The 20,196-nt window shown below is 66.4% G+C and carries 19 protein-coding genes and 1 pseudogene; 14 read left to right on the forward strand and 6 right to left on the reverse strand.

Going from position 1 to position 20,196, the window contains the following annotated elements; all coding sequences use genetic code 11:
* Positions 1–225: pseudogene (locus JOY90_RS33855) on the forward strand (hypothetical protein); the annotation flags it as partial.
* 216 nt (positions 226–441) lie between these two features.
* Here JOY90_RS33855 and flgH read toward each other — a convergent pair.
* From flgH to flgF, 4 genes are read right to left on the reverse strand one after another with little or no spacing between them, the layout of a single operon-like run.
* Positions 442–1,209: a flagellar basal body L-ring protein FlgH gene (gene flgH / locus JOY90_RS33860; protein WP_291695439.1), complete on the reverse strand. Its 768-nt coding sequence runs from the start codon at positions 1,207–1,209 to the stop codon at positions 442–444.
* Between the two features lie 29 nt (positions 1,210–1,238).
* Positions 1,239–2,291, reverse strand: coding sequence for a flagellar basal body P-ring formation chaperone FlgA (gene flgA / locus JOY90_RS33865; protein WP_291695440.1), 1,053 nt, complete (start codon positions 2,289–2,291; stop codon positions 1,239–1,241).
* Positions 2,292–2,302: 11 nt separating this feature from the next.
* On the reverse strand, positions 2,303–3,091 hold the full coding sequence (gene flgG / locus JOY90_RS33870) for a flagellar basal-body rod protein FlgG (protein WP_291695441.1): 789 nt from the start codon (positions 3,089–3,091) through the stop codon (positions 2,303–2,305).
* Between the two features lie 21 nt (positions 3,092–3,112).
* Complete coding sequence (gene flgF / locus JOY90_RS33875) at positions 3,113–3,877, reverse strand: flagellar basal-body rod protein FlgF (RefSeq protein ID WP_291695442.1); 765 nt, start codon at positions 3,875–3,877, stop codon at positions 3,113–3,115.
* Positions 3,878–4,282: 405 nt separating this feature from the next.
* On the opposite strand from flgF, the gene fliL reads away from it, so the two are divergent.
* The 6 genes from fliL (at position 4,283) to JOY90_RS33905 (ending at position 11,417) form a co-directional block, all read left to right on the forward strand.
* Positions 4,283–4,780 carry a flagellar basal body-associated protein FliL gene (fliL, locus tag JOY90_RS33880; RefSeq protein ID WP_291695443.1) on the forward strand — a complete coding sequence of 166 codons (498 nt, stop codon included), beginning with the start codon at positions 4,283–4,285 and terminating at the stop codon, positions 4,778–4,780.
* Between the two features lie 19 nt (positions 4,781–4,799).
* A complete protein-coding gene (gene fliM / locus JOY90_RS33885) occupies positions 4,800–5,999 on the forward strand; it encodes a flagellar motor switch protein FliM (protein WP_291695444.1) in 1,200 nt (399 codons plus the stop codon).
* The gene (locus JOY90_RS33890; RefSeq protein WP_291695445.1) at positions 5,996–6,505 is read left to right on the forward strand and encodes a DUF6468 domain-containing protein; all 510 of its coding nucleotides are present in this window, start codon (positions 5,996–5,998) and stop codon (positions 6,503–6,505) included. The genes fliM and JOY90_RS33890 overlap by 4 nt, the downstream gene beginning before the upstream one ends.
* Complete coding sequence (locus JOY90_RS33895; RefSeq protein WP_291695446.1) at positions 6,502–7,272, forward strand: flagellar protein FlbB; 771 nt, start codon at positions 6,502–6,504, stop codon at positions 7,270–7,272. The genes JOY90_RS33890 and JOY90_RS33895 overlap by 4 nt, the downstream gene beginning before the upstream one ends.
* A gap of 90 nt (positions 7,273–7,362) precedes the next feature.
* Entirely contained in the window at positions 7,363–11,112 is a 3,750-nt protein-coding gene (locus JOY90_RS33900; RefSeq protein WP_291695447.1) for a tetratricopeptide repeat protein, read from the forward strand.
* A 68-nt stretch (positions 11,113–11,180) separates the two neighbouring features.
* Positions 11,181–11,417, forward strand: a complete 237-nt coding sequence (locus JOY90_RS33905; protein ID WP_291695448.1) for a hypothetical protein — start codon at positions 11,181–11,183, stop codon at positions 11,415–11,417.
* Between the two features lie 40 nt (positions 11,418–11,457).
* Here the strand turns inward: JOY90_RS33905 and fliP are convergent, their stop codons facing one another.
* Positions 11,458–12,216, reverse strand: coding sequence for a flagellar type III secretion system pore protein FliP (gene fliP / locus JOY90_RS33910; RefSeq protein ID WP_291695449.1), 759 nt, complete (start codon positions 12,214–12,216; stop codon positions 11,458–11,460).
* Positions 12,213–13,490 carry a flagellar biosynthetic protein FliO gene (locus tag JOY90_RS33915; protein WP_291695450.1) on the reverse strand — a complete coding sequence of 426 codons (1,278 nt, stop codon included), beginning with the start codon at positions 13,488–13,490 and terminating at the stop codon, positions 12,213–12,215. Before JOY90_RS33915 ends, fliP begins: the two co-directional genes overlap by 4 nt.
* A 379-nt stretch (positions 13,491–13,869) precedes the next feature.
* On the opposite strand from JOY90_RS33915, the gene flgB reads away from it, so the two are divergent.
* From flgB to cckA, 7 genes are all read left to right on the forward strand, one after another.
* On the forward strand, positions 13,870–14,277 hold the full coding sequence (flgB, locus tag JOY90_RS33920) for a flagellar basal body rod protein FlgB (protein ID WP_291695451.1): 408 nt from the start codon (positions 13,870–13,872) through the stop codon (positions 14,275–14,277).
* A 30-nt stretch (positions 14,278–14,307) separates the two neighbouring features.
* On the forward strand, positions 14,308–14,736 hold the full coding sequence (gene flgC, locus JOY90_RS33925; RefSeq protein WP_291695452.1) for a flagellar basal body rod protein FlgC: 429 nt from the start codon (positions 14,308–14,310) through the stop codon (positions 14,734–14,736).
* Positions 14,737–14,751: 15 nt separating this feature from the next.
* Positions 14,752–15,060, forward strand: a complete 309-nt coding sequence (gene fliE, locus JOY90_RS33930) for a flagellar hook-basal body complex protein FliE (RefSeq protein ID WP_291695453.1) — start codon at positions 14,752–14,754, stop codon at positions 15,058–15,060.
* A 138-nt stretch (positions 15,061–15,198) separates the two neighbouring features.
* Positions 15,199–15,462 carry a flagellar biosynthesis protein FliQ gene (fliQ, locus tag JOY90_RS33935; protein WP_291695454.1) on the forward strand — a complete coding sequence of 88 codons (264 nt, stop codon included), beginning with the start codon at positions 15,199–15,201 and terminating at the stop codon, positions 15,460–15,462.
* Positions 15,463–15,477: 15 nt separating this feature from the next.
* The gene (fliR, locus tag JOY90_RS33940; protein ID WP_291695455.1) at positions 15,478–16,248 is read left to right on the forward strand and encodes a flagellar biosynthetic protein FliR; all 771 of its coding nucleotides are present in this window, start codon (positions 15,478–15,480) and stop codon (positions 16,246–16,248) included.
* Positions 16,249–16,260: 12 nt separating this feature from the next.
* On the forward strand, positions 16,261–17,340 hold the full coding sequence (gene flhB, locus JOY90_RS33945) for a flagellar biosynthesis protein FlhB (RefSeq protein WP_291695456.1): 1,080 nt from the start codon (positions 16,261–16,263) through the stop codon (positions 17,338–17,340).
* Between the two features lie 139 nt (positions 17,341–17,479).
* The gene (cckA, locus tag JOY90_RS33950) at positions 17,480–20,029 is read left to right on the forward strand and encodes a cell cycle histidine kinase CckA (protein WP_291695457.1); all 2,550 of its coding nucleotides are present in this window, start codon (positions 17,480–17,482) and stop codon (positions 20,027–20,029) included.
* Positions 20,030–20,196: the final 167 nt, after the last annotated feature.

A 20,196-nucleotide genomic window follows, 5' to 3' on the forward strand; every position in this document is an offset into this window, starting at 1 on the left:
GGGACCTCCATCGACGATGTAGACAAAGATCCAGATCGATTGGGCCGACTGAAGGACTACCGTTCTCTGATGCCGATGGCGCAAGAAGCGAGGAAGCCAATCTTTCTTCTCCGACCCGCTGATGGAGCCTTTGGCGGACACCAGCAAGCCGTTGCGGATTGCTATTTGGACTTCAAGCAGCTCGCAGAGAAAATTTGGGCGCGATCCTCGTTATCCCCGACCTAAACGCTAAAGCAGCCAGAATCATCACGTGAAGCGCAGGGCACCTTCTCCCGCTTGGCACTTAGAATGAACGACAGCCTCCGGCAGGGGAGCTACCGGAGGCCGTCTGATCCATCACCGCCCTGCGCCTAGGTTCGCAGGGCTGTGATGTGGGAGCTCTTCAATGTCTGCGCATGATCCTGTCCGAAAACCGATTTCCACTTTTCCGGATCATGCGCGCTAGAACGGCAGCAGCACGTCCATCACCTGCTGGCCGTAGCGCTGCTGCTGCACGTCGGTGATCTGGCCGCGGCCGCCGTAGGAGATGCGGGCCTGGGCGATCTTGGAGGAGTCGATGGTGTTGTCGCTCTGGATGTCCTCCGGGCGCACGATGCCGGCGACGACCAGTTCGCGGACCTCGTAGTTGACGCGGATCTCCTGCTTGCCCTCGACCACGAGGTTGCCGTTCGGCAAGACCTGGGTCACCACCGCGGCGACGTTGGTCTGCAACGTCTCCTGGCGCTGGATGGTGCCCTTGCCGTCGGAGGAGGAGGCGGAATCGGCGGTGAGCAGCCGGCCCGGCAGCACCTTCTGCGCCGTCGCGCCGAGCGTCTTGGCGCCGATGAAGTCGGTGATGCCGGAATCCTCCTTGGCGGTGCGGCTGCGCTGGGTCTCGTTGGCGAAATTGGCCTGGTCGGTGATGTTGACGGTCACCGTCAGGATGTCGCCGATCTGGTGCGCGCGCTGGTCCTTGAAGAAAGCGCGCGAGCCGTTGCGCCACAGCGAGTTCGGATTGTAGGACACCGTCTCCGGCTTCGGCATCGGCATCGACACCGGCTTGTAGCCGGGCTGCGTGGTCGGGTTCTCGATCTCATTGAGCTTCGGCTTCTCGCCGATCTGCGACAGGCGATCGATCGAGGAGCAGCCGCCGGCGGCGCTCAAGACCGTCAGCAACGCGACCGAGGCCGCGATCCTTTGATACCGCAATTCATACTTGAAGGGGGACATGAACTTTTACTTTCACTTCGGGTGACTATTCATTTGCCGGTGGTGTCGGCTGCGATCGAGCCGGTGGTTTCGGTGTCGCTCGAGGCGATCGCCGAGGTGTCGGAGACGAGAACGGGGGTCGGTGTGGCGATCTGGATCGTCACCTGGCCGCGGCCGGTGACGATGCCGGTGACCGTGCGCTTGGACTGCGGATTGAGCACGTTGACGACGTCGCCCTCGGCGCCGGAATCGAGCGCCTTGCCGCGGGTGGTGAGATAGAGCCCGGCGCTCTGGTAGACTACCGTCACCGGCTGGTCACGCTGCACGAGATCGGGCTTGACCAGGTCCGCCATGCGCAGCGGCTGGCCGGCGCGCATCGGGCGGCGCATCTGCATGCCGATCACCTGGTCGCGCGGGGCAGGATCACTGCCGACCTCGGCCTTCGGCCGCCGCTCGACCATGAGGTCGGAGGATTTCAACAGCTCGGTGCGGTCGATATTGCGCGTCAGCACGGTTGCCTCCACCGTCTCGATCACGCTGCCGGTGAAACGGAGCTGGGTCGGCGCGGCAGTGCCGTTGGCGATCTCGAAGCTGACGTCGAAGCGGCCGGTGCGGGTCTCGACATGCGCCGAGGCCGGCTGCAGCTCTCCCGCATTGGCGGCGTCGAGCCGGATGTCCTGCAGGTCGCGGTCGAAGGTCAGGCTGAGATTGGCGGCGTCGCCGAGCCCGCCGCGATGCTCGATCGCGCGCGCGACCTCGCCGCGGATGTCCTTCGGCGTGATGGTGCGCGCGAGCCGCGTCACCGTGACCTCCCTGACGTCGCCCGCGGCGACCCCGATCACCTGATGGGCGCGCAGCACGTTCAACACCTGCGCCGCTGGCAGCGTGCCGGTGGTGCCGAGATCGGGCGAGCGGTAGATCGGCACGCCGGCGGCCGCGCCCGCGTTCTCGATGACGTCGCCGATCCGCACCACGTCGGAGGCGACGCTGACGCTGGCGCGCAGCACCGGCGGCCTGATGATGTCGTCGCCGGACTGGGCGAGCGCGGAGACCGGGGCCGCGACGAGAAGAGCGCCGGCGAGGAGGAAGCGACGGAAATTCATGATCAGCCTCCTCAGCGGAACAGCGCGGTGGTGGACTGCATCATCTGGTCGGCGGCGGAGATCACCTTGGCGTTCATCTCATAGGCGCGCTGCGCCGCGATCAGGTCGCTCATCTCCGAGACCACGTCGACATTGGCCTGCTCGAGACTGCCCTGGGTGATGGTGCCGTAGCCTTCCGTATTGGCGACGCCGTCCTGCGGCGCGCCGGAGGAGGGCGTGTCGGTGAACTCGTTGTTGCCGACCGGCTGCAGGCCGCCCTTGTTGATGAAGCGCGTGAGCTGGAGCTGGCCGATGATCTGCGAGGTGGTCGAGCCCGGCAGCGTCACCGAGACCTGGCCCTGCTGGTTGACGGTGAGCCCCGAGGCGTTCTGCGGAATCGTGATGGTCGGCTGCACCGGGTTGCCGAGTGCGGTGACGATGCGGCCTTGGTTGTCCATCTGGAAGGTGCCGTCGCGGGTGTAGTGGAACGAGCCGTCCGGCATCAGCACCTTGAAGAAGCCTTCGCCTGTGATGGCGAGGTCGAGGTCGTTGCCGGTCTGCGAGAGCGTGCCTTGCGTCATCGTGCGCGGCGTGCCGGCGGTCTTGACGCCGCCGCCGAGGTCGATGCCGACCGGGAGGATGGTGCCCTGGTCGGAGGCCTGCGCGCCGACGCGGCGGACGTGCTGGTAGATCAGGTCCTGGAACGCCGCGGTCTGCTTCTTGAAGCCGGTGGTGCGGAGGTTGGCGATGTTGTTGGAGATCACCTGAACGTTCAGTTCCTGTGCCGCCATTCCGGTCGCGGCGGTGTGGAGCGCCTGCATGTCGAATACCCCTTATGTTGCTCAGGCCGGAACGTCGGCGAGCTTCTCGATCGCGTTCCTGTGCAGATCGCTCTCTTGCGACAGGATGTTGGACAGCGTGGTGTAGGCCCGCGTCACCTCGATCATCCGGCTCATCTCGGTGACCGCGTTGACGTTGGACTTCTCGACATAGCCCTGCCGCAGCGTCGACTTCGCGTCCGCCTGGGCGGCGCCCTCGCCGGTCGCGGCGTAGTAGTTGTCGCCCTGCTTCAACAGCGCCTGCGCGTCCGCAAAGGAGACCATGCGGAGCTTGCCGCGGATCGAATCGGTGTGGCTCGCTCCTTCCAGCACGGTCACGGTGCCGTCGGGGGAGATGTTGATGTCGTGGTCGGTCGGCTGGAACACGATCGGCCCGGAGTTGCCGAGCACGGGGTCGCCGGAGTGGGTGACGAGCTGGCCGAGATTGTTCATCTGCAGATTGCCGTCGCGGGTGTAGCGCTCGCCGCCGGCGGTCTGCACCGCGAGGAAGCCCGCGCCGTCGATGGCGACGTCGAGGGGATTGGAGGTCTGCTGCAGCGAGCCCGGGGCGTAGTCGCGCCAGGTGCCGCGGTCCTGCACGAAGGAGACGCGGCGGTCGCTCGGCACGAAATTGTCCTCGTGGGCGCGCGAGGAAAGATATTCCTCGAACAGCGACTGGTCGGACTTGAAGCCTGACGTGTTGACGTTCGCGAGGTTGTTGGAGACGACATCCATCTGCCGTTCCAGGACCATCTGCCGCGAAAGTCCGACGAGAAGCGCGTTCTCCATCGTTGTGGTTCTCCCCTCAAGAGGCGATCCGAGGGCGGAACGGCTCTCCCAAGCCGCGAATCCGTTTCGGACCTCGATCGGATGCCCTGGCTCTCCCAAGCCGGAGGGCGTCCGCGCCTGTGGTGTTAGCGAAGGTCGTGCCAACTCGGAAAAGTCAGCTCCGTCAGTTGGTTGCTGGTTTTGCTGGGGAATGGCAGGGCGGCAATAAGGTCTCGTTGACCATGCTTGCCCGGCAAGTTTTTCCTACCCGATGCGCCGCAGAAAGCATCCGTTAACCATTGCTACCTTAGCGTCGGTGCGAAGGGCGCGTCTTGCGCCGGGGGCATGTTGTATCGCGTCGATCGAGGCTCTGCCTCGAGGCCATTCCTGGCGCCGTCGGGCTCACCGAAACCGGACCGAGCGGCAATGGCAGAGAACGAAGACGACGGCGGCGACAAGGAAATCGTCGCCAGCGCGAAGGGCGGCAAGCTCAAGCTCATCATCATGATCGTCGCCGTGCTCGGGGTTCTGGGCGTCGGCGCGGTGACCTGGTTCATGTTCTTCAGCCATGGCGGGGCCGAGGAGAAGCATGCCGAGGAGAAGGTGGCGGCCAAGCCGCCGTCCTTCGTCGAGGTGCCGGACATGCTGGTCAACCTCGTCACCGGACCGGGCGAGCGCGTGCAGTATCTCAAGGTCAAGCTTCTGCTCGAGGTCAAGGAGGAGAAGCATATCGAGGCGATCAAGCCGTCGCTGCCGCGTGTCACCGACATCTTCCAGACCTATCTGCGCGAGCTGAGGCCGTCCGACATCAACGGCTCGGCCGGGCTGTTCCGCCTCAAGGAGGAGCTGACGCGGCGCGTCAACGCCGCGGTGGCGCCGAGCCAGGTCAGCGCGGTGCTGTTCAAGGAAATCGTGGTTCAGTAGCGGGACGGATGCACACACCATGGCTGGCAACGATCCCGTCGACCAGGATGCAATAGCCGCACAATGGGAAGCCTCGCTCGATTCGGAGGATCCCGCCGGGGCGGCGGAAGCCGCAGCCGCCAATGAATTGACGGAATCGATGGCCCTGCAATGGGCCGCGATGGTCGAGGACGGCGGGCGCGACTTCGGCAACAAGAATTCCGGCGAGCGCGTGCTCTCGCAGGAGGAGATCGACAACCTGCTCGGCTTCACCGCGGGCGAGGTCAATCTCGACGACCATTCCGGCATCCGCGCGATCATCGACTCGGCGATGGTCTCCTACGAGCGTCTGCCGATGCTCGAGGTCATCTTCGACCGCCTGGTGCGGCTGATGACGACGAGCTTGCGCAACTTCACCTCCGACAACGTCGAGGTCTCGCTCGACCGCATCACCTCGGTGCGCTTCGGCGACTACATGAACTCGATCGCGCTGCCGGCGGTGATCAGCGTGTTCAAGGCCGAGGAATGGGAGAATTTCGGTCTCGCCACCGTCGATTCCACCCTGATCTACTCGATGATCGACGTCCTGCTCGGTGGCCGGCGCGGCAGCTCGACGCTGCGCATCGAGGGCAGGCCCTATACCACGATCGAGACCAACCTGGTCAAGCGCCTGGTCGAGGTGGTGTTGTCCGATGCGGAGCAGGCGTTCCGGCCGCTGTCGCCGGTGCGGTTCACGATCGACCGGCTCGAGACCAATCCGCGCTTCGCCGCGATCAGCCGGCCCGCCAACGCCGCGATCCTGGTGCGCCTGCGCATCGACATGGAGGACCGCGGCGGCAATGTCGAGCTGCTGCTGCCCTATGCCACCATCGAGCCGATCCGCAACGTCCTGTTGCAGATGTTCATGGGCGAGAAATTCGGCCGCGACCCGATCTGGGAAGGCCATTTCGCGACCGAGGTGGCGCAGGCCGAGATCGCCGTCGATGCCGTGCTCTATGAATCAGACATTCCGCTCAAGCAATTGATGACCTTGAAGGTCGGCGACACCCTGCCGCTCGACATGCGCGCCGATACGCTGGTGTCGGTGCGCTGCGGCAGCGTCACCCTGACCGAGGGGCGCATGGGGCGGGTCGGCGACCGCGTCGCCATCCGCGTGATGAAACCGCTGCGCAAGCCGAGGACCACGTTCGCGATGTTCGAAACGGCGGACGAACGTAACAAGTTGATGGAGGCCCAATGAACCATTCATTAGGTTTGACGATCGAGAGCCTGGTGGCGGTACTGCTGGTGCTGACCATCGGCTACTGCATGCTGCTGAACAAGCGGCTGAAGCGGCTCAAGGCCGACGAGCACTCGCTGAAGGCGGTGATCGGTGAACTGATCACGGCGACCGAGATCGCCGAGCGGGCGATCGGCGGGTTGAAGCACGCCGTGCGCGACGTCAACGAGAACCTCGGCAGTCAGCTCGCGCAGGCCAACCACATGTCCGAGCATTTGCGGAAGCAGCTCGCCGAGGGTGACCACGTGGTGCGCCGGCTGACCAAGATCGCGATCGCGGCGCGGCCGTTGTCCGCGCCCGAGCCCGCGCCCGCCGCGGCGCCGAGCGAGCGGGTGTCGACCGAGACGGCGGCGAGCGAGCCGGCCGCGACGGGCAGGGCCTCGCCCGAGCGCATCTCCGCTGCCAAGGCGGTGGCCGCGGCGGCGCAGGCATTCACCGAGCGCAGAAGGTCCGGCCTTGCGGCATGAAACCGTTCCGTAACATCCGCGTCATCCCGCTGGTCCTGCTCGCCGTCGGCGCGCTCGCGGTGCTGAAGGTCACCGGCCTCGTGCTCGAGGGCGGCTATGTCTTCGACTACGATCCCAAATCGACGCGCAGGTCCTGGGCGCAGGACAATCTGAACTTCCCGGGCAGGCAGGACCCCGACATCACCGGCTCGACCCACGGCGCTCCCAAGGAGAAGCCGAAGGAGGAGGCGCCGAAGCCCGCCGCGCCGGAAATCAAGCCCGACGGCGTCGTCGTCCATCCCGAGGAGAACCAGACGCCGGTCTCGGCCTCCGAGCGGGCCGTCCTCGAGCGATTGCAGCAGCGCCGCCAGGAGCTGGAATCGCGCGCGCGGGAGATCGAGATCCGCGAGAGCCTGCTGAAGGCCGCGGAGAAGCGCATCGACACCAAGGTCGACGAGATGAAGTCGATCGAGGCGAAGAACGCAGCCGCCAGCCAGCAGAAGAGCGAGGCCGAAGGCGCACGGTTCAAGGGCATCATCACCATGTACGAGGGCATGAAGCCGAAGGACGCGGCCAAGGTGTTCGACCGGCTCGAGATGCCCGTACTGATCGAGATCGCCTCGCAGATCGCGCCGCGCAAGATGAGTGACATCATGGGATTGATGTCGCCGGAGGCCGCCGAGCGGCTGACGGTTGAGCTCGCGCATCGAGCCAACGGCGACAAGGCCACGCCCGAGGCCGATCTGCCCAAGATCGAGGGCAAGCTGATCAGGCCGGAGTCGAATTGAAGGCGCATGTTTAACAAGCGCTTAATTCGCCTGTTCTAGGGTGCTTGGCGGGCCAAGACTGCCCCGCTGGAGTTGACCGAAGAAGACACGATGGCGCGCATGGCAGCCGCTGGGTTTGGGTCGCACCTCCGCGCCGCGGCGCGGCGCGCGGGCGGCTGCGTGCGTGGCTGGCTCCTCCTCGCCGGCGGCCTCTGCCTGCTCGCGCTGACCGCTCCGGCCGCGGCGCAGTCCGATCCGGTGAAGGGCGATCTGACCTTTGCCGCCAATGGCGGCTACGCGCGGATGGTGCTGAAATTCGCCCGCGAGGTCGGAACCGAGGTGGCGACTGCCGGCTCGATCGTCGTGATCCGGTTCGAGCGGCCGGTCGATCTGTCCGCCGATCGGCTGGCCGAGGAAGTCCCCGACTATGTCAATTCGGCGCGCGCCGATCCCGACGGCATGGGATTGAGGCTGTCGCTGGCGCGCCGGGTGACCATCAACACCATGTCCGCCGGCGAGCGGGTGTTCATCGATTTCCTGCCCGACAACTGGAAGGGGCCGCCGCCGAGCCTGCCGATCGAGGTGGTACGGGAACTCGCCGAGCGCGCGCGCGCCGCCGAGCGTGCGCTGCGCCAGCAGCGGGCTGAAGCCGCGGCGAAGAAGCGGCCGCCCGTCCGCGTGCGCGCCCTGGTGCAGCCGAGCTTCGTGCGCTTCGTGTTCGACATGCCCGACGGGGTCGGTGCCTCCTCGATCTTCAACGAGCAGAAGCTGACGGTGTCGTTCAACGGCCTGCTCACGTTCGACCTTGCCGATGCCAAGATCGCCGCCCCGCCGAACGTCGCCGCGATCAACCAGCGGGTCGAAGGGGATTCGACGCTGGTCGAGCTCGTCATGATCGGCGATGTCGACGTGCATTCCTTCCGTGAGGAGCGGACCTACAACATCGACGTCGGCTTCCAGCCCGACAGGGCCAAGGCGAGCGGCGTTCCCGTGGTCGAGGCGGGGCACGGCGCGACGCCGCCCGCCGCCGCCAAGCACGAGGACAAGCCCGAGAAGGAGTCCGCGGCCGCGCACACGGCCGAGGAGATCAAGCCGCCGACCTCGGAGTCGATCGCGCAACAGGTGAAGGCCGACACGAAGCCCGACGTCAATCCTGAGGCTGCGGCCAAGCCGGCGCCTCAGGCCATGTCGCCAGAACCCTCGGTCCCCGTCGCAAAGGAAGCGGTCAAGGAGGCCGCGAAGCCGGCTGCCGAAGAACACGCGCCGGCCCAGGCCGCTTCGGCGGCGCCGAAGGACGCGCCGCCGGCAGTTGCGCACACGCCAAAAGCCGCACCCGCCTCGGGCGAGGCGCCGAAGAAGGCGGCCGAAGCGGAGCCGGCATCGATCGCCAAGCCGGCGGAGCCGGCATCAGTCGCCAAGCCGGGCGAGGAGGCCGCGACCGTCGACGCCCTGCGCGACAGCGACGGTCTGCGCGTAACCTTCTCCTTTCCGACAGCAACGCCGGCGGCGTCGTTCCGCCGCGGCGACACCGTCTGGGTGGTGTTCGATTCCACCCGGCCGCTCGACGTCGAGCCGATCCGCACCAAGGTCGGCGAGGTTTCCAGGATGCCGCTCGAGCACGGTCAGGCCGTTCGCATCCGCCTGAACCGGCCGCTGATGCATTCGCTGAGCGGCGACGAGCGGAGCTCTGGCGCGCGCTGGACCCTGAGCTTTGCCGACAAGGTGATGACCCCGCCGCAGCCCCTGATGGTCCTGCGCAACATCACCGATCCGGCGCTCGCCAATCTCGTAGTGCCGCTGGCCAACCCGGCGCTCCAGCACCGGATCCTCGACCCGGACGCCGGCGACACGCTGCTGGTCGTGACCGTGCCGCCGCCGGTCCGCGGCTTCATCAAGCGGCAGGATTTCGTCGAATTCTCGCTGCTCGATTCCGCTCATGGCGTCGCGATCCGTCCGAATTCCGACGAGGTCCGCGTCGAGATCGCTCCCGACAAGGTCATCCTCGGCAGGCCGGGCGGCCTGACGCTGTCGCCGGTCGACGCCGCCGCCGAACGCGCCCCGGTGGCCGTGCGGCCGATGTTCGATCTCGAGCAGTGGCGCAAGGATCAGACCGAGAATTTCAGGCGCCGCCTGGATGGGCTGATCCTCACCCTGGCGAACGCGAATCCCGAGCGTCGCTCCGAGGCGCGTCTCACCCTGGCCCGGTTCTACATGGCGCGCGGCATGTATCCGGAAGCCAAGGGGGCGACGGAGTATCTGCTGGCGGATCCTGGTCCGAAGCCCGAGGAAGGCGTCGCCGTGAACCTGCATGCAGTGGCGAGCATCCTGTCCGGCCGGTCGGACCTGGCTCTGAAGGATCTCGCGAGCCCGGTGATCGGCAAGAGCTACGACTCCCAGCTATGGAAGGCGCTGGCCTATGCGCGCCAGCGCAAATGGGCCGATGCACGCGAGAAATTCAAGAACGTCGAGTTCGCGATCGCCTCGCTGCCGCTCGACATGCAGCGCATCGTCACGGCGGATGCGATGCGGGCCTCGCTCGAGGTGAGGGACTATGCGGGCGCCGCCAAGCGGCGCGCCGAGCTCGACGTGATCGGCGTGCCGGACGACATGAAGCCGGAAGTCGCGGTGTTGCGCGGGCGGCTGGCCCAGGCGATGGGCCAGGACAAGGACGCGCTGGACGACTACAGGTTCGCGGTCGTCTCGTTCGACCGCGAGGCGGCGGCAGAGGCCAAGGTGCTGGAGATCGCGTTGAAGCAGAAGCGCGACGAGATCGGCCAGGCCGATGCGTTGCGTGAGCTCGAGACGCTGTCGATGACCTGGCGCGGCGACGACATCGAGGTGAAGACCCTGCAGATGCTCGCGCAGATCTATAACGACACCGGCCGCTACGCCGACTCGCTTGCCGCGGCGCGCACGGCGACCAAGCTGCAGCCCAATTCCGAGGCATCGCGCCAGGCCCAGGATTCCGCTTCGGCGCTGTTCTCGCAGATCTTCCTGAGCACCAAGGGCGACAACCTTCCGCCGATCGACGCGCTCAGCCTGTTCTACGAGTTCCGCGAATTGACGCCGATCGGCCGCCGCGGCGACGAGATGATCCGGCGGCTTGCGGACCGGCTGGTCGCCGTCGACCTCTTGGACCAGGCCGCCGAGCTCCTGCAATACCAGATCGAACATCGACTAGAGGGTGCCGCGCGCGCCCAGGTCGCCGCCAAGCTCGCGATGGTCTATCTCACGAACCGAAAGCCGGACTTGGCGATTGCGGCGCTGCGTTCGACCCGCATTGCCGATCTCTCCGGCGAACTGCGTCAGCAGCGGCTGCTGCTCGAGGCGCGCGCGCAGAGTGACGTCGGCCGTCACGACCTCGCGCTCGACATCATCTCCAATATCGGCGGGCGCGAGGCGATCCGCCTTCGCTCCGACATCTACTGGGCGGCGCGGCGCTGGCGCGAAGCTTCGGAGCAGATCGAGCTCCATTACGGCGACCGTTGGCGCGATTTCAAGCCGCTCAACGCGGTCGAGAAGGGGGATATCATCCGCGCCGTAGTGGGCTACGCGCTGGCCGAGGACGCAATCGGGCTGGCGCGCTTCCGCGAGAAATACGCGCCGCTGATGAGCGGCGAGGCGGACAAGGTCGCGTTCGACATCGCGAGCAAGCCGGTTGCGTCCTCGAGCTCGGACTTCGCGGCGATCGCCAGGATGGCGGCAGGCGTCGACACGCTCGACGGCTTCATTCGCGAGATGAAGGTCCGCTTCCCCGACGTCAACGCCTGGTCGCCGGAATCGAAGGATTCGGTGAAGACCGATCATGATCAGACCGGCGCGCTGCCGCAGATCGTCGGCACCTTGCGGACGGGCGGCTAGCCCCTCGACAGCGGGCGCGCAAACCGGCAACCTGTGGCTTCCACTTCATCGATCGAAAGCCGCCCATCATGGCCAGACCCGTCAAGACCGAAGCCGAGCTCGTCGCCATGGCCAGGGCGGAGCTGAAGGTGCACGCCGACTGTCCGGAGGCGATGGTGATCTCGATCGTGCGCGACGGCGACGGCTGGGAGTTCCGCGCCAGCGCCGACGCGGCGACCGCGGCCAGACCCGGCTATCCCGAATGCGTCGCGATGCTGGTGCAGATCGGGGATCATCTGAGCAAGCAGTACGATGTGACAGGGTAGGAGCGCAGTGCAGCCGACGGCTCTCCGTTCGCAATGACGGTCACGAACCCCCGTAGCTCTGCACCAGGCTGCCGGCGACCAGCGACCAGCCGTCGACCAGCACGAAGAAGATCAGCTTGAACGGCAGCGACACCACGACCGGCGGCAGCATCATCATGCCCATCGACATCAGGACGGAGGCGACCACGAGGTCGATGATCAGGAAAGGCAGGAACAACAGGAAGCCGATCTCGAAGGCGCGGCGCAATTCCGAGATCATGAAGGCCGGCACCAGGATGCGCAGCGACAGCTCGTCGGGCGTCGCAGGCGGCGGCTCACCCGAGAGATCCATGAACAGTTTGAGGTCCTTTTCGCGCACGTTCTTTTCCATGAAGCCGCGCAGCGGCACCGAGGCGCGCTGCAGCGCGTCCTCCACGGTGATCTGGTTGGCGATCAGCGGCCGGATGCCGTCGTCGTAGGATTTCTGCAGCACCGGCCCCATGACGAAGGCGGTGAGGAACATCGCAAGCGCGATGATGACGGAGTTCGGCGGCGCGGTCGCGGTGCCCATCGCGGTGCGCAGCAGCGACAGCACCACCACGATGCGGGTGAACGACGTCATCATCACCAGGATCGACGGCGCGATCGACAGCACCGTCAGCAGTGCGATCAGCTGAATGGCGCGCTCGGTGACCCCGCCACCACCGGCGCCGCCGAGATTGATGCTGATGTCCTGCGCGCGCGCAGCGCCGGCCAGCAGGCCGGCTGCGATCAGGACGAGGAGGAACAGAACTCTACGCGGGGGTCGTGCCAAGCTCACGATGACGACGAGGACGACCGCGGTCGACCGAGTAGGGAGGCCATCTCGTCTTCCAGATTCTCGAAGTTGGTTCTCGGCGATGGCGCGGCCGGCGGAGCAGGTGGCGCCGGTGGTATCGGCGGCGGCTCACTGCGCGATGCGGGACGCGCTGGCGGCGGTTGCGCGGCGCGCACTGGCGGCGGCTGCGCAGCGCGCACTGGCGGCGGTTCCGCAGGCATCGGCAGCAGTGCCGACGAATCATTCGGCCGGCGCAGCGCAGCTTCGAGACGCTGAGCCATCTCGGCGAGATTCTGGTCGGCGGTGGTCGGCGTCGGAGGAGCAGGCGGCGTCGGAGGAGCAGCGGCCCGCTCCGGTGTCCGCAACGGTGGCGGCTTCGGCGCTTCGACCGGGCGTGCGGCACGCGGCGTCAACGGCTCGCCGCGTGGCAGGCGCGGTGCCGTCGTCTCGGGCCTGGGCTCGACCCGGGGTTCCATCCTGGGTTCAGGACGCGGCTCAGGCCTGGGCTCCAGACGCGGCTCAGGCCTCGGCTCGGCGCGGGGCTCCGCCCTTGGCTCGATGAGGCTCGGTTCCGCGCGCGGCTCCGCCCGCGGTTCAGTCCGTTCAGTCCGTGGCAGGACGGATGGCTCTGGCCGCTGCTCGATCCTGGGTTCGGTTCTTGCTGCCGACCTGGTGTCGGGTCTGGGTTCCAGCCTGGGTTCCGGCCGCGGCGGCTCCGGACGCTGGCCCATCTGCTCCAAATTGAAGGCCGCCAGCGCATCGCTGCGCCGATCCGGCAGCGGAGGCGGCGGCGTCGGCACTGGACGGCGCATCTCGTCGGCGAAGGAGGGACGCGTGGGCCGCGGCGGCGGCTCCGGCATTGGCGGCTCGCCATGATTGAACGCGTCGACCCGGGCATGCTCCGGCGTGCGCGCGTGTTCGGTGTCCATCCAGGCCTCGGCCAATGGCGCAATACGCGCTGGCGGTTCCGCGGCGGCGGGGGTCGGCCGCTGCGGCAATTGCTCACGGCTCGCGCCCGCGCGCACGATGTTGGACTCGACCACGATGTCGGTCGGGCCGCCGATCATCAACAGGTGCTCGACGTTGTCGCGCCGCACCAGCACCAGGCGGCGGCGTCCGTCCACTGCGGCAGCGTCGATCACAGCGAGGCGCGGCATGCGCCCACGATTTGGAGGGGCGCCGAGACGATTGCCAGCGAATCGACGGACCAGCCAGGCGGCAAGACCGATCAGGGCCAGTACCGCCACAAAGGCGAAGAAGAACGTCACTGCCTGCATGCCAAGTCCCCAGCCAATCCCGCTTTACATCGAGCCTTCGTTTCGCGGCACGGCGCGCCGAGTGGCGGATCAACTGGCGAACAAGCCTGAGGCCGGGAACGAAGTCTTAACACCCTACGGCAGGAACTGCCGCCCACTACCTTAATAACCTATGAATCGTCCGGGCCAAACCACTTCTTGGGACATGCGATACCGTGTGCCAACGGGGGTAATGGATATTTCGTGGCGAAATTGCACGTCATTGCGCGTCTCGCGCGGTGTCCGACAACGCCTCGTCGTACCCCGATGCCGTTTCGCTTAACCCGTTGTTAACCATGCACGCGGCAAATTCTGCCTACCTTCCGGCGATCCGCTGCAGGGGCGAGAACGGAGCGGCGCGATGTCCATCAGTGATCTTCCTGCCTTGTCGGCGATGCGCACCAAGATGCTGTGGCACCAGGAGCGCCAGCGCCTGCTGTCGGAGAACGTCGCCAATTCCGATACGCCGAACTTTCGGCCGCGCGATCTGGTGGAACCCAAGCTCGATGCGTCGGGCGCCGCGACCGGCACGGCGGGCGCGCTGCCGCTGGCGGGCACCAGCAACTCGCACATCACCCCGGCGGGTGGAGGCGAGCAGAGTTTCGACCAGAACAAGCGGGCGGGCTTCGAGACCCGGCCCGCCGGCAACGCCGTCAGCCTGGAAGAGGAGATGATGAAGGTCTCCAACAACCAGATGGACTATGCGGCGATGACGCAGCTCTACACCAAGAGCCTGCATCTTCTGAAGACCGCGATCGGCAAGGGTTAGGTCCGGAACTAAGGGTGGGAAGGGCGGGGCATGACCGACGACAAGAGCAGCGATTTCGTCCGCTCGATGGGGATCGCCACCTCCGGCCTGCGCGCGCAGGCCGGCAGGATGCGGGTGATCTCGGAGAACATCGCCAACGCCGATTCCACCGCGCCGACCGCCGGCGGCGATCCCTATCGCCGCAAGGTTCCGACCTTCTCCACCGCACTGGACCGTGCGCTCGACGCCCAAGTGGTCAAGCTCGGCAAGGTCGCGCCCGACCCCACGGCGTTCCGCACCAAATACGAGCCGTCGAATCCGGCCGCCGACCAGAACGGTTACGTCAAATATCCCAACGTCAACACGGTGGTCGAAATGACCGACCTGCGCGACGCGCAGCGGTCCTACGAGGCCAACCTCAACATCATCGGTGCGACGCGGCGCATGATCCAGCGCACGCTCGACATCCTCAAGAGCTGAAGGAACCCTTGAGCCATGGCTTCCCCCACCGTCGCCGCCAACGCCTATGCCAATCTCGCCCGCATCCTGGATTCCGGCGGCGCCGGCAAGAGTACGGACTCGAGCGGCCCGTCGTTCGCCGCGCTGCTCAAGGATGCCGTCGGCAGCGTCATGGAGGCCGGCCGCAAGTCGGACGCGCAGACCATGGCCATGGCGAACGGCAAAGCCAATGTGATGGACGTGGTCACCGCGGTGGCGGAGACCGACGTCGCGGTCTCGACGCTGGTCTCGGTGCGCGACCGGGTGATCCAGTCCTACGAAGACGTCATGAAGATGACGATCTGAACGCTTGTCGCCGTTGCGAGCCGCGTCATTGCGAGGAGCGAAGCGAGGAAGCAATCCGTCCATCGGCATGCGCTGAACCATGGATCGCTTCGCTTCGCTCGCAATGACGGTGAATGATTTGACAAAGGGACCATGTAGATGACCGGTGCGGAAACCCTCGACGTGGCGCGTGACGCGATCTGGACCATCGTCATCGTGTCGGCGCCCCTGATGATGGTCGGCCTCGTGGTCGGCGTCGTGGTGTCGTTGTTCCAGGCGCTGACGCAGATCCAGGAGCAGACGCTGGTGTTCGTGCCGAAGATCCTGGCGATCTTCGTCACGCTGCTCTTGGCGCTGCCGTTCATGGCCGACTCGCTGCACGCCCACATGATGCGGATATCGTCGCGAATCATCGGCGGCTGAGGCAAATATGCCGCCATGCGCATCGACGTCTCCCTGCTGCCCGTACTCGCGGCCACCTTCATGCTGGTGTTCGCGCGGATCGGCGCGATGGTGATGCTGATGCCGGGGCTCGGCGAGTCCAACATCCCGGTCCGCATCAAGCTGTCGATCGCGCTCCTGCTCACGCTGATCTTCCTGCCGCTGCACCGCAACGCCTATCACGTCGACCTGCAGTCGATGACCTCGCTGCTGGTGCTGATGCTGCACGAGATCGTCATCGGCATCGTGCTCGGCGCGACAGCGCGCGTGACGCTCGCCGCGTTGCAGGTCGCCGGCAGCGTGATCGCCCAGCAGATGGGGCTCGGCTTCGTCACCTCGATCGACCCGACCCAGGGGCAGCAGGGCGTGCTGATCGGCAATTTCCTGACCATCCTCGGCGTGACGCTGCTGTTTGCGACCGACAGCCACCATCTCGTGATCGCCGCGCTGAACGACAGCTACGCGATCTTCGCGCCCGGCGAGACCATGGCGAGCGGCGACGTTGCGGCGCTCGCGACCCGCGCCTTCGCCGCCGCGTTCCGGATCGGCCTGCAGCTCGCTGCGCCGTTCCTGGTGTTCGGCCTCGTCTTCAACATCGGGCTCGGCGTGCTGGCGCGGCTGATGCCGCAGATGCAGGTGTTCTTCGTCGGCGTGCCGCTGTCGATCTTCGCGGGCTTCTTGATCTTCGCGCTGGTGCTCGCCGCGATGATGGGAAGCTATCTCGATTATTTCATCGGCGTCATGCACGACATGATCCCGCTCAAGTAGAGGTCGAAGACCGTGGCGGAAGACGGCGACAGCTCGGACAAGACAGAAGACCCCACGCAAAAACGTCTCGACGAGGCGGCTGAGCGCGGGGACGTCGTCAAGAGCCAGGAGATCAACACCTGGTTCGTGATCGCGGGCGCGACGCTCGTGCTGTCGACCTTCTCCGGGTCGATCGGCGGCGGCATCCTGGTTCCGATGCAGAACCTGATCGCGAAATCCTGGATGATCAGGACCGACGGGCCTGGCCTCCTGGCATTGGCGCGCAGCCTCGAATATGCCGTCATCGCCGCCGTCGGCGTGCCGCTCCTGTTTTTGGCGCTGGCGGCGATCGCCGGCAACATGCTGCAGCACCGCCTCGTCTGGTCGGCGGAATCGCTGAAGCCGAAGTTCAGCAAGATTTCGCCGGCCGCCGGCGCCAAGCGCATCTTCGGCAAGCAGGCTGCGGTCAATTTCGGCAAAGGCCTGTTCAAGCTGGCCGCGCTCGGCGCGGTCATGACGATGATCCTGTGGCCGGAGCGGCTTCGGCTCGAATCGCTGGTGCGGCTCGACCCCTCCGCGCTGCTGTCGATCACCTCGTCGATGACGATCCACCTGATGGGCTCGGTGGTCGCGATCCTCGCGCTGGTCGCGATCCTCGATTATGTGTTCCAGTACCGGACCTGGTACGAGCGGCAGAAGATGTCGCTGCAGGAGATGAAGGAGGAGTTCAAGCAGTCCGAAGGCGATCCCCATATCAAGGGCCGCATCCGTCAATTGCGCGTGGCGCGGATGAAGAAGCGCATGATGGCCGCGGTGCCGAAGGCCTCGGTGGTCATCACCAACCCGACTCACTTCTCGGTGGCGTTGCAATACGACCGCGGCATGCCGGCGCCGATCTGCGTCGCCAAGGGCCAGGACAACATCGCGCTCAAGATCAGGGAGATCGCCAAGGCCCACGACATTCCGATCGTCGAGAACGTGCCGCTGGCGCGCGCGCTGTACAAGACGGTCGAGATCGACGAGGAAATTCCAGTCGAGCACTATCATGCGGTGGCCGAGATCATCGGCTACGTCATGGGGCTCAAGCGCAACCTGTCCGGCCGGCAGCCCTGACCCCGGGACAGGAAAGGCCTGAAAATCCACGGGAATCGATGAAATAACCGCTGGACGGGCTTGCGCTGGCGGCCCCGATTCAGGCACTGGAGGGCGAGGTGCGTTAGAATGCGCGCCAGAATCACCCATGCCCGGTGCCATGACCGTCGAGACCGAGAATGACTTGTCCGGGGAGTCCATGACCGCGCACGAACCGCGGGCGCGGAGCGGCAGCATCCTTCTGGTGCTGGTGGTGGCCGCGTCGCTGGTGGCGGTCGCGGTCGCGCTGATGACCATCGGGCGGGCGCAGGCGCAGCCCTATATTCTCGGGCTTCTCGCGGTGCTGGCGATGGTCGGGCTGTTCAGCCTGTTCGCTTTCGCGGCCGGGATCGTGCGCTTCGCCGATCGCACCGACGACGACCCCGTGATGAGCCGGATCCCCGATCACGCCGCCGACGGCCTCGCCGTGACCGACGCCCGCGGCCATCTGGCCTATTGCAACCCGGCCTATCTCGCGCTGACCGGGGCGGCCAGCGCCCAGGACGCGCGCCCGGTCGAGCGGGTCTTCATCGGCAACCCCGACGTCTCGGAGGCGGTGTTCCGCCTCCTGAAGGCGGCGCGGGAAGGCAAGCGCCAGCAGGAGGAGGTGCGGATCGCCGGCGAGGGCACCAACGGCCGCTGGCTCAGGATGCGGGTCCGCCCGCTCGGAACCAGCAAGCGCGAGGCGCGCTACGCGGTATGGTCGATCTCCGACATCACCCGCGACCGTGAGCGCCAGGAGGACGTGTTCCAGGAGCTGCAGCACGCCATCGAATATCTCGACCACGCGCCTTGCGGCTTCTTCTCGGTCAATGCCGCGGGCGACCTCGCCTATGTCAACGCGACGCTGGCGAACTGGCTCGACTACGATCTCGCCGAGATCGGCTCGGGCGGGCTCAAGCTCACCGACATCGTCTCCGGCGACGGCGCCTCGCTGCTGACCTCGATCGTCGCCGTGCCCGGCGAGGTCAAGACCGAGGTGTTCGACATCGACCTCAAGATGCGCGGCGGCAAGACCGTGCCGGTCCGGCTCTACCACAAGCTCGCCTTCGGCGCCGACGGGGTGCCGGGCCCCTCGCGCACGCTGGTGATCAGCCGCGCCCGCGACGAGCGCTCCGATCCCGAGCGCGCCGCCGAGGTGCGCTTCATGCGCTTCTTCGACCACACCCCGATGGCGATCGCCACGGTCGACCGCGACGGCGCCGTGGTGCGCGCCAATGCCCGCTTCGCCAAGCTCGCCCAGAGTCTCTCTGCCGACGGCGCCGCCAACAAGTCGATTGTCCGCGCGGTCAACTCCCGCGACCGCCATCATTTGATTGCCGCGATCAATCAGGCCGCGGAGGGGCAGGGCGACATCGCCCCGGTGGAGGTGCTGCTGGAAGGCGCCCGCGAGCGCTGGGGCCAGTTCTTCGTCACCACCGTGGAGCAGGACGAGCGCGATACCGAGGCCGCGATCGTCTATCTCCTGGAAACCACCGAGCGGCGCGCGCTCGAGATCCAGATCAACCAGTCGCAGAAGATGGAGACGGTCGGCCAGCTCGCCGGCGGCATCGCCCACGACTTCAACAACGTGCTGTCCGCCATCATGATGGCGAACGACTTCCTCTTGAACGCGCACAAGCCGACCGATCCGTCGTTCCAGGACATCATGCAGATCAAGCAGAACGCGACCCGCGCCGCCACGCTGGTACGGCAGCTGCTGGCGTTCTCGCGCCGGCAGACCTTGCGGCCGCAGGTGCTCGACCTCGGCGACGCGCTCTCCGACCTCACCATGCTGCTGCGCCGGTTGATCGGCGAGAAGGTCAAGCTCGACTTCGTGCACGGCCGCGACCTGTGGCCGGTCAAGGTCGACGTCTCGCAGTTCGAGCAGGTGATCGTCAACCTCGCGGTCAATGCGCGCGACGCGATGCCCGACGGCGGCACACTGACGGTGCGCACCGCCAACATCACCGCGGCCGACGCCGTGCAGCTCGCCTACAAGGGCATGCCGGCGGCCGACTATGTCCGCATCGAGATCGCCGATACCGGCACTGGCATCCCGCTCGACATCCGCGAGAAGATCTTCGAACCGTTCTTCTCCACCAAGGAGGTCGGCAAGGGCACCGGCCTCGGGCTGTCGACGGTCTATGGCATCATCAAGCAGACCGGCGGCTTCATCTACGTCGATTCCGAGGAAGGCAAGGGCACGACGTTCCAGATCTTCCTGCCGCGGCACATCGCCGCGCAGGAGACGGAAGCCGAGGCGCCGGCCACCAACGGCGCGGCCAGGCCCGAGCAGAAGCCGCGGACCGATCTCACCGGCCAGGGCACCATCCTGCTGGTCGAGGACGAGGAGGGCCTGCGCGCGCTCAACGCCCGGGGCCTGCGCTCGCGCGGCTACACCGTGGTCGAGGCGGAGAACGGCATCGAGGCGATGGAGATGCTGGAGGAGCAGGCTGGCGCCATCGATCTCGTCGTCTCCGACGTGGTGATGCCGGAGATGGACGGCCCGACGCTGCTCAAGGCGATGCGCGAGAAGAACCCCGAGATCAAGTTCATCTTCGTCTCCGGCTATGCCGAGGACGCCTTCGAGAAGAGCCTGCCCGAGGGCCAGCAATTCGACTTCCTGCCAAAACCCTTCACGCTGAGCCAGCTCGTCGCCGCCGTGAAGGAGACCATGGTGCCGCAGTAGGGGCGATCGTGCGAACTGCGGTAGATTCCATGGGGGAGCGGTGAGCGAGCCCTTCCGGTAGGTTTGGGTTTTCCACGACTCGAACCATCGGAGAGCCAGATGCAAGCATCGACCCAAGGCACGCCCACCGCGGACAATTGTGGCACGATTTTTGTTGCGATTGAACT

The organism is Bradyrhizobium sp., assembly GCF_019242285.1.
Classification (GTDB): domain Bacteria; phylum Pseudomonadota; class Alphaproteobacteria; order Rhizobiales; family Xanthobacteraceae; genus Bradyrhizobium.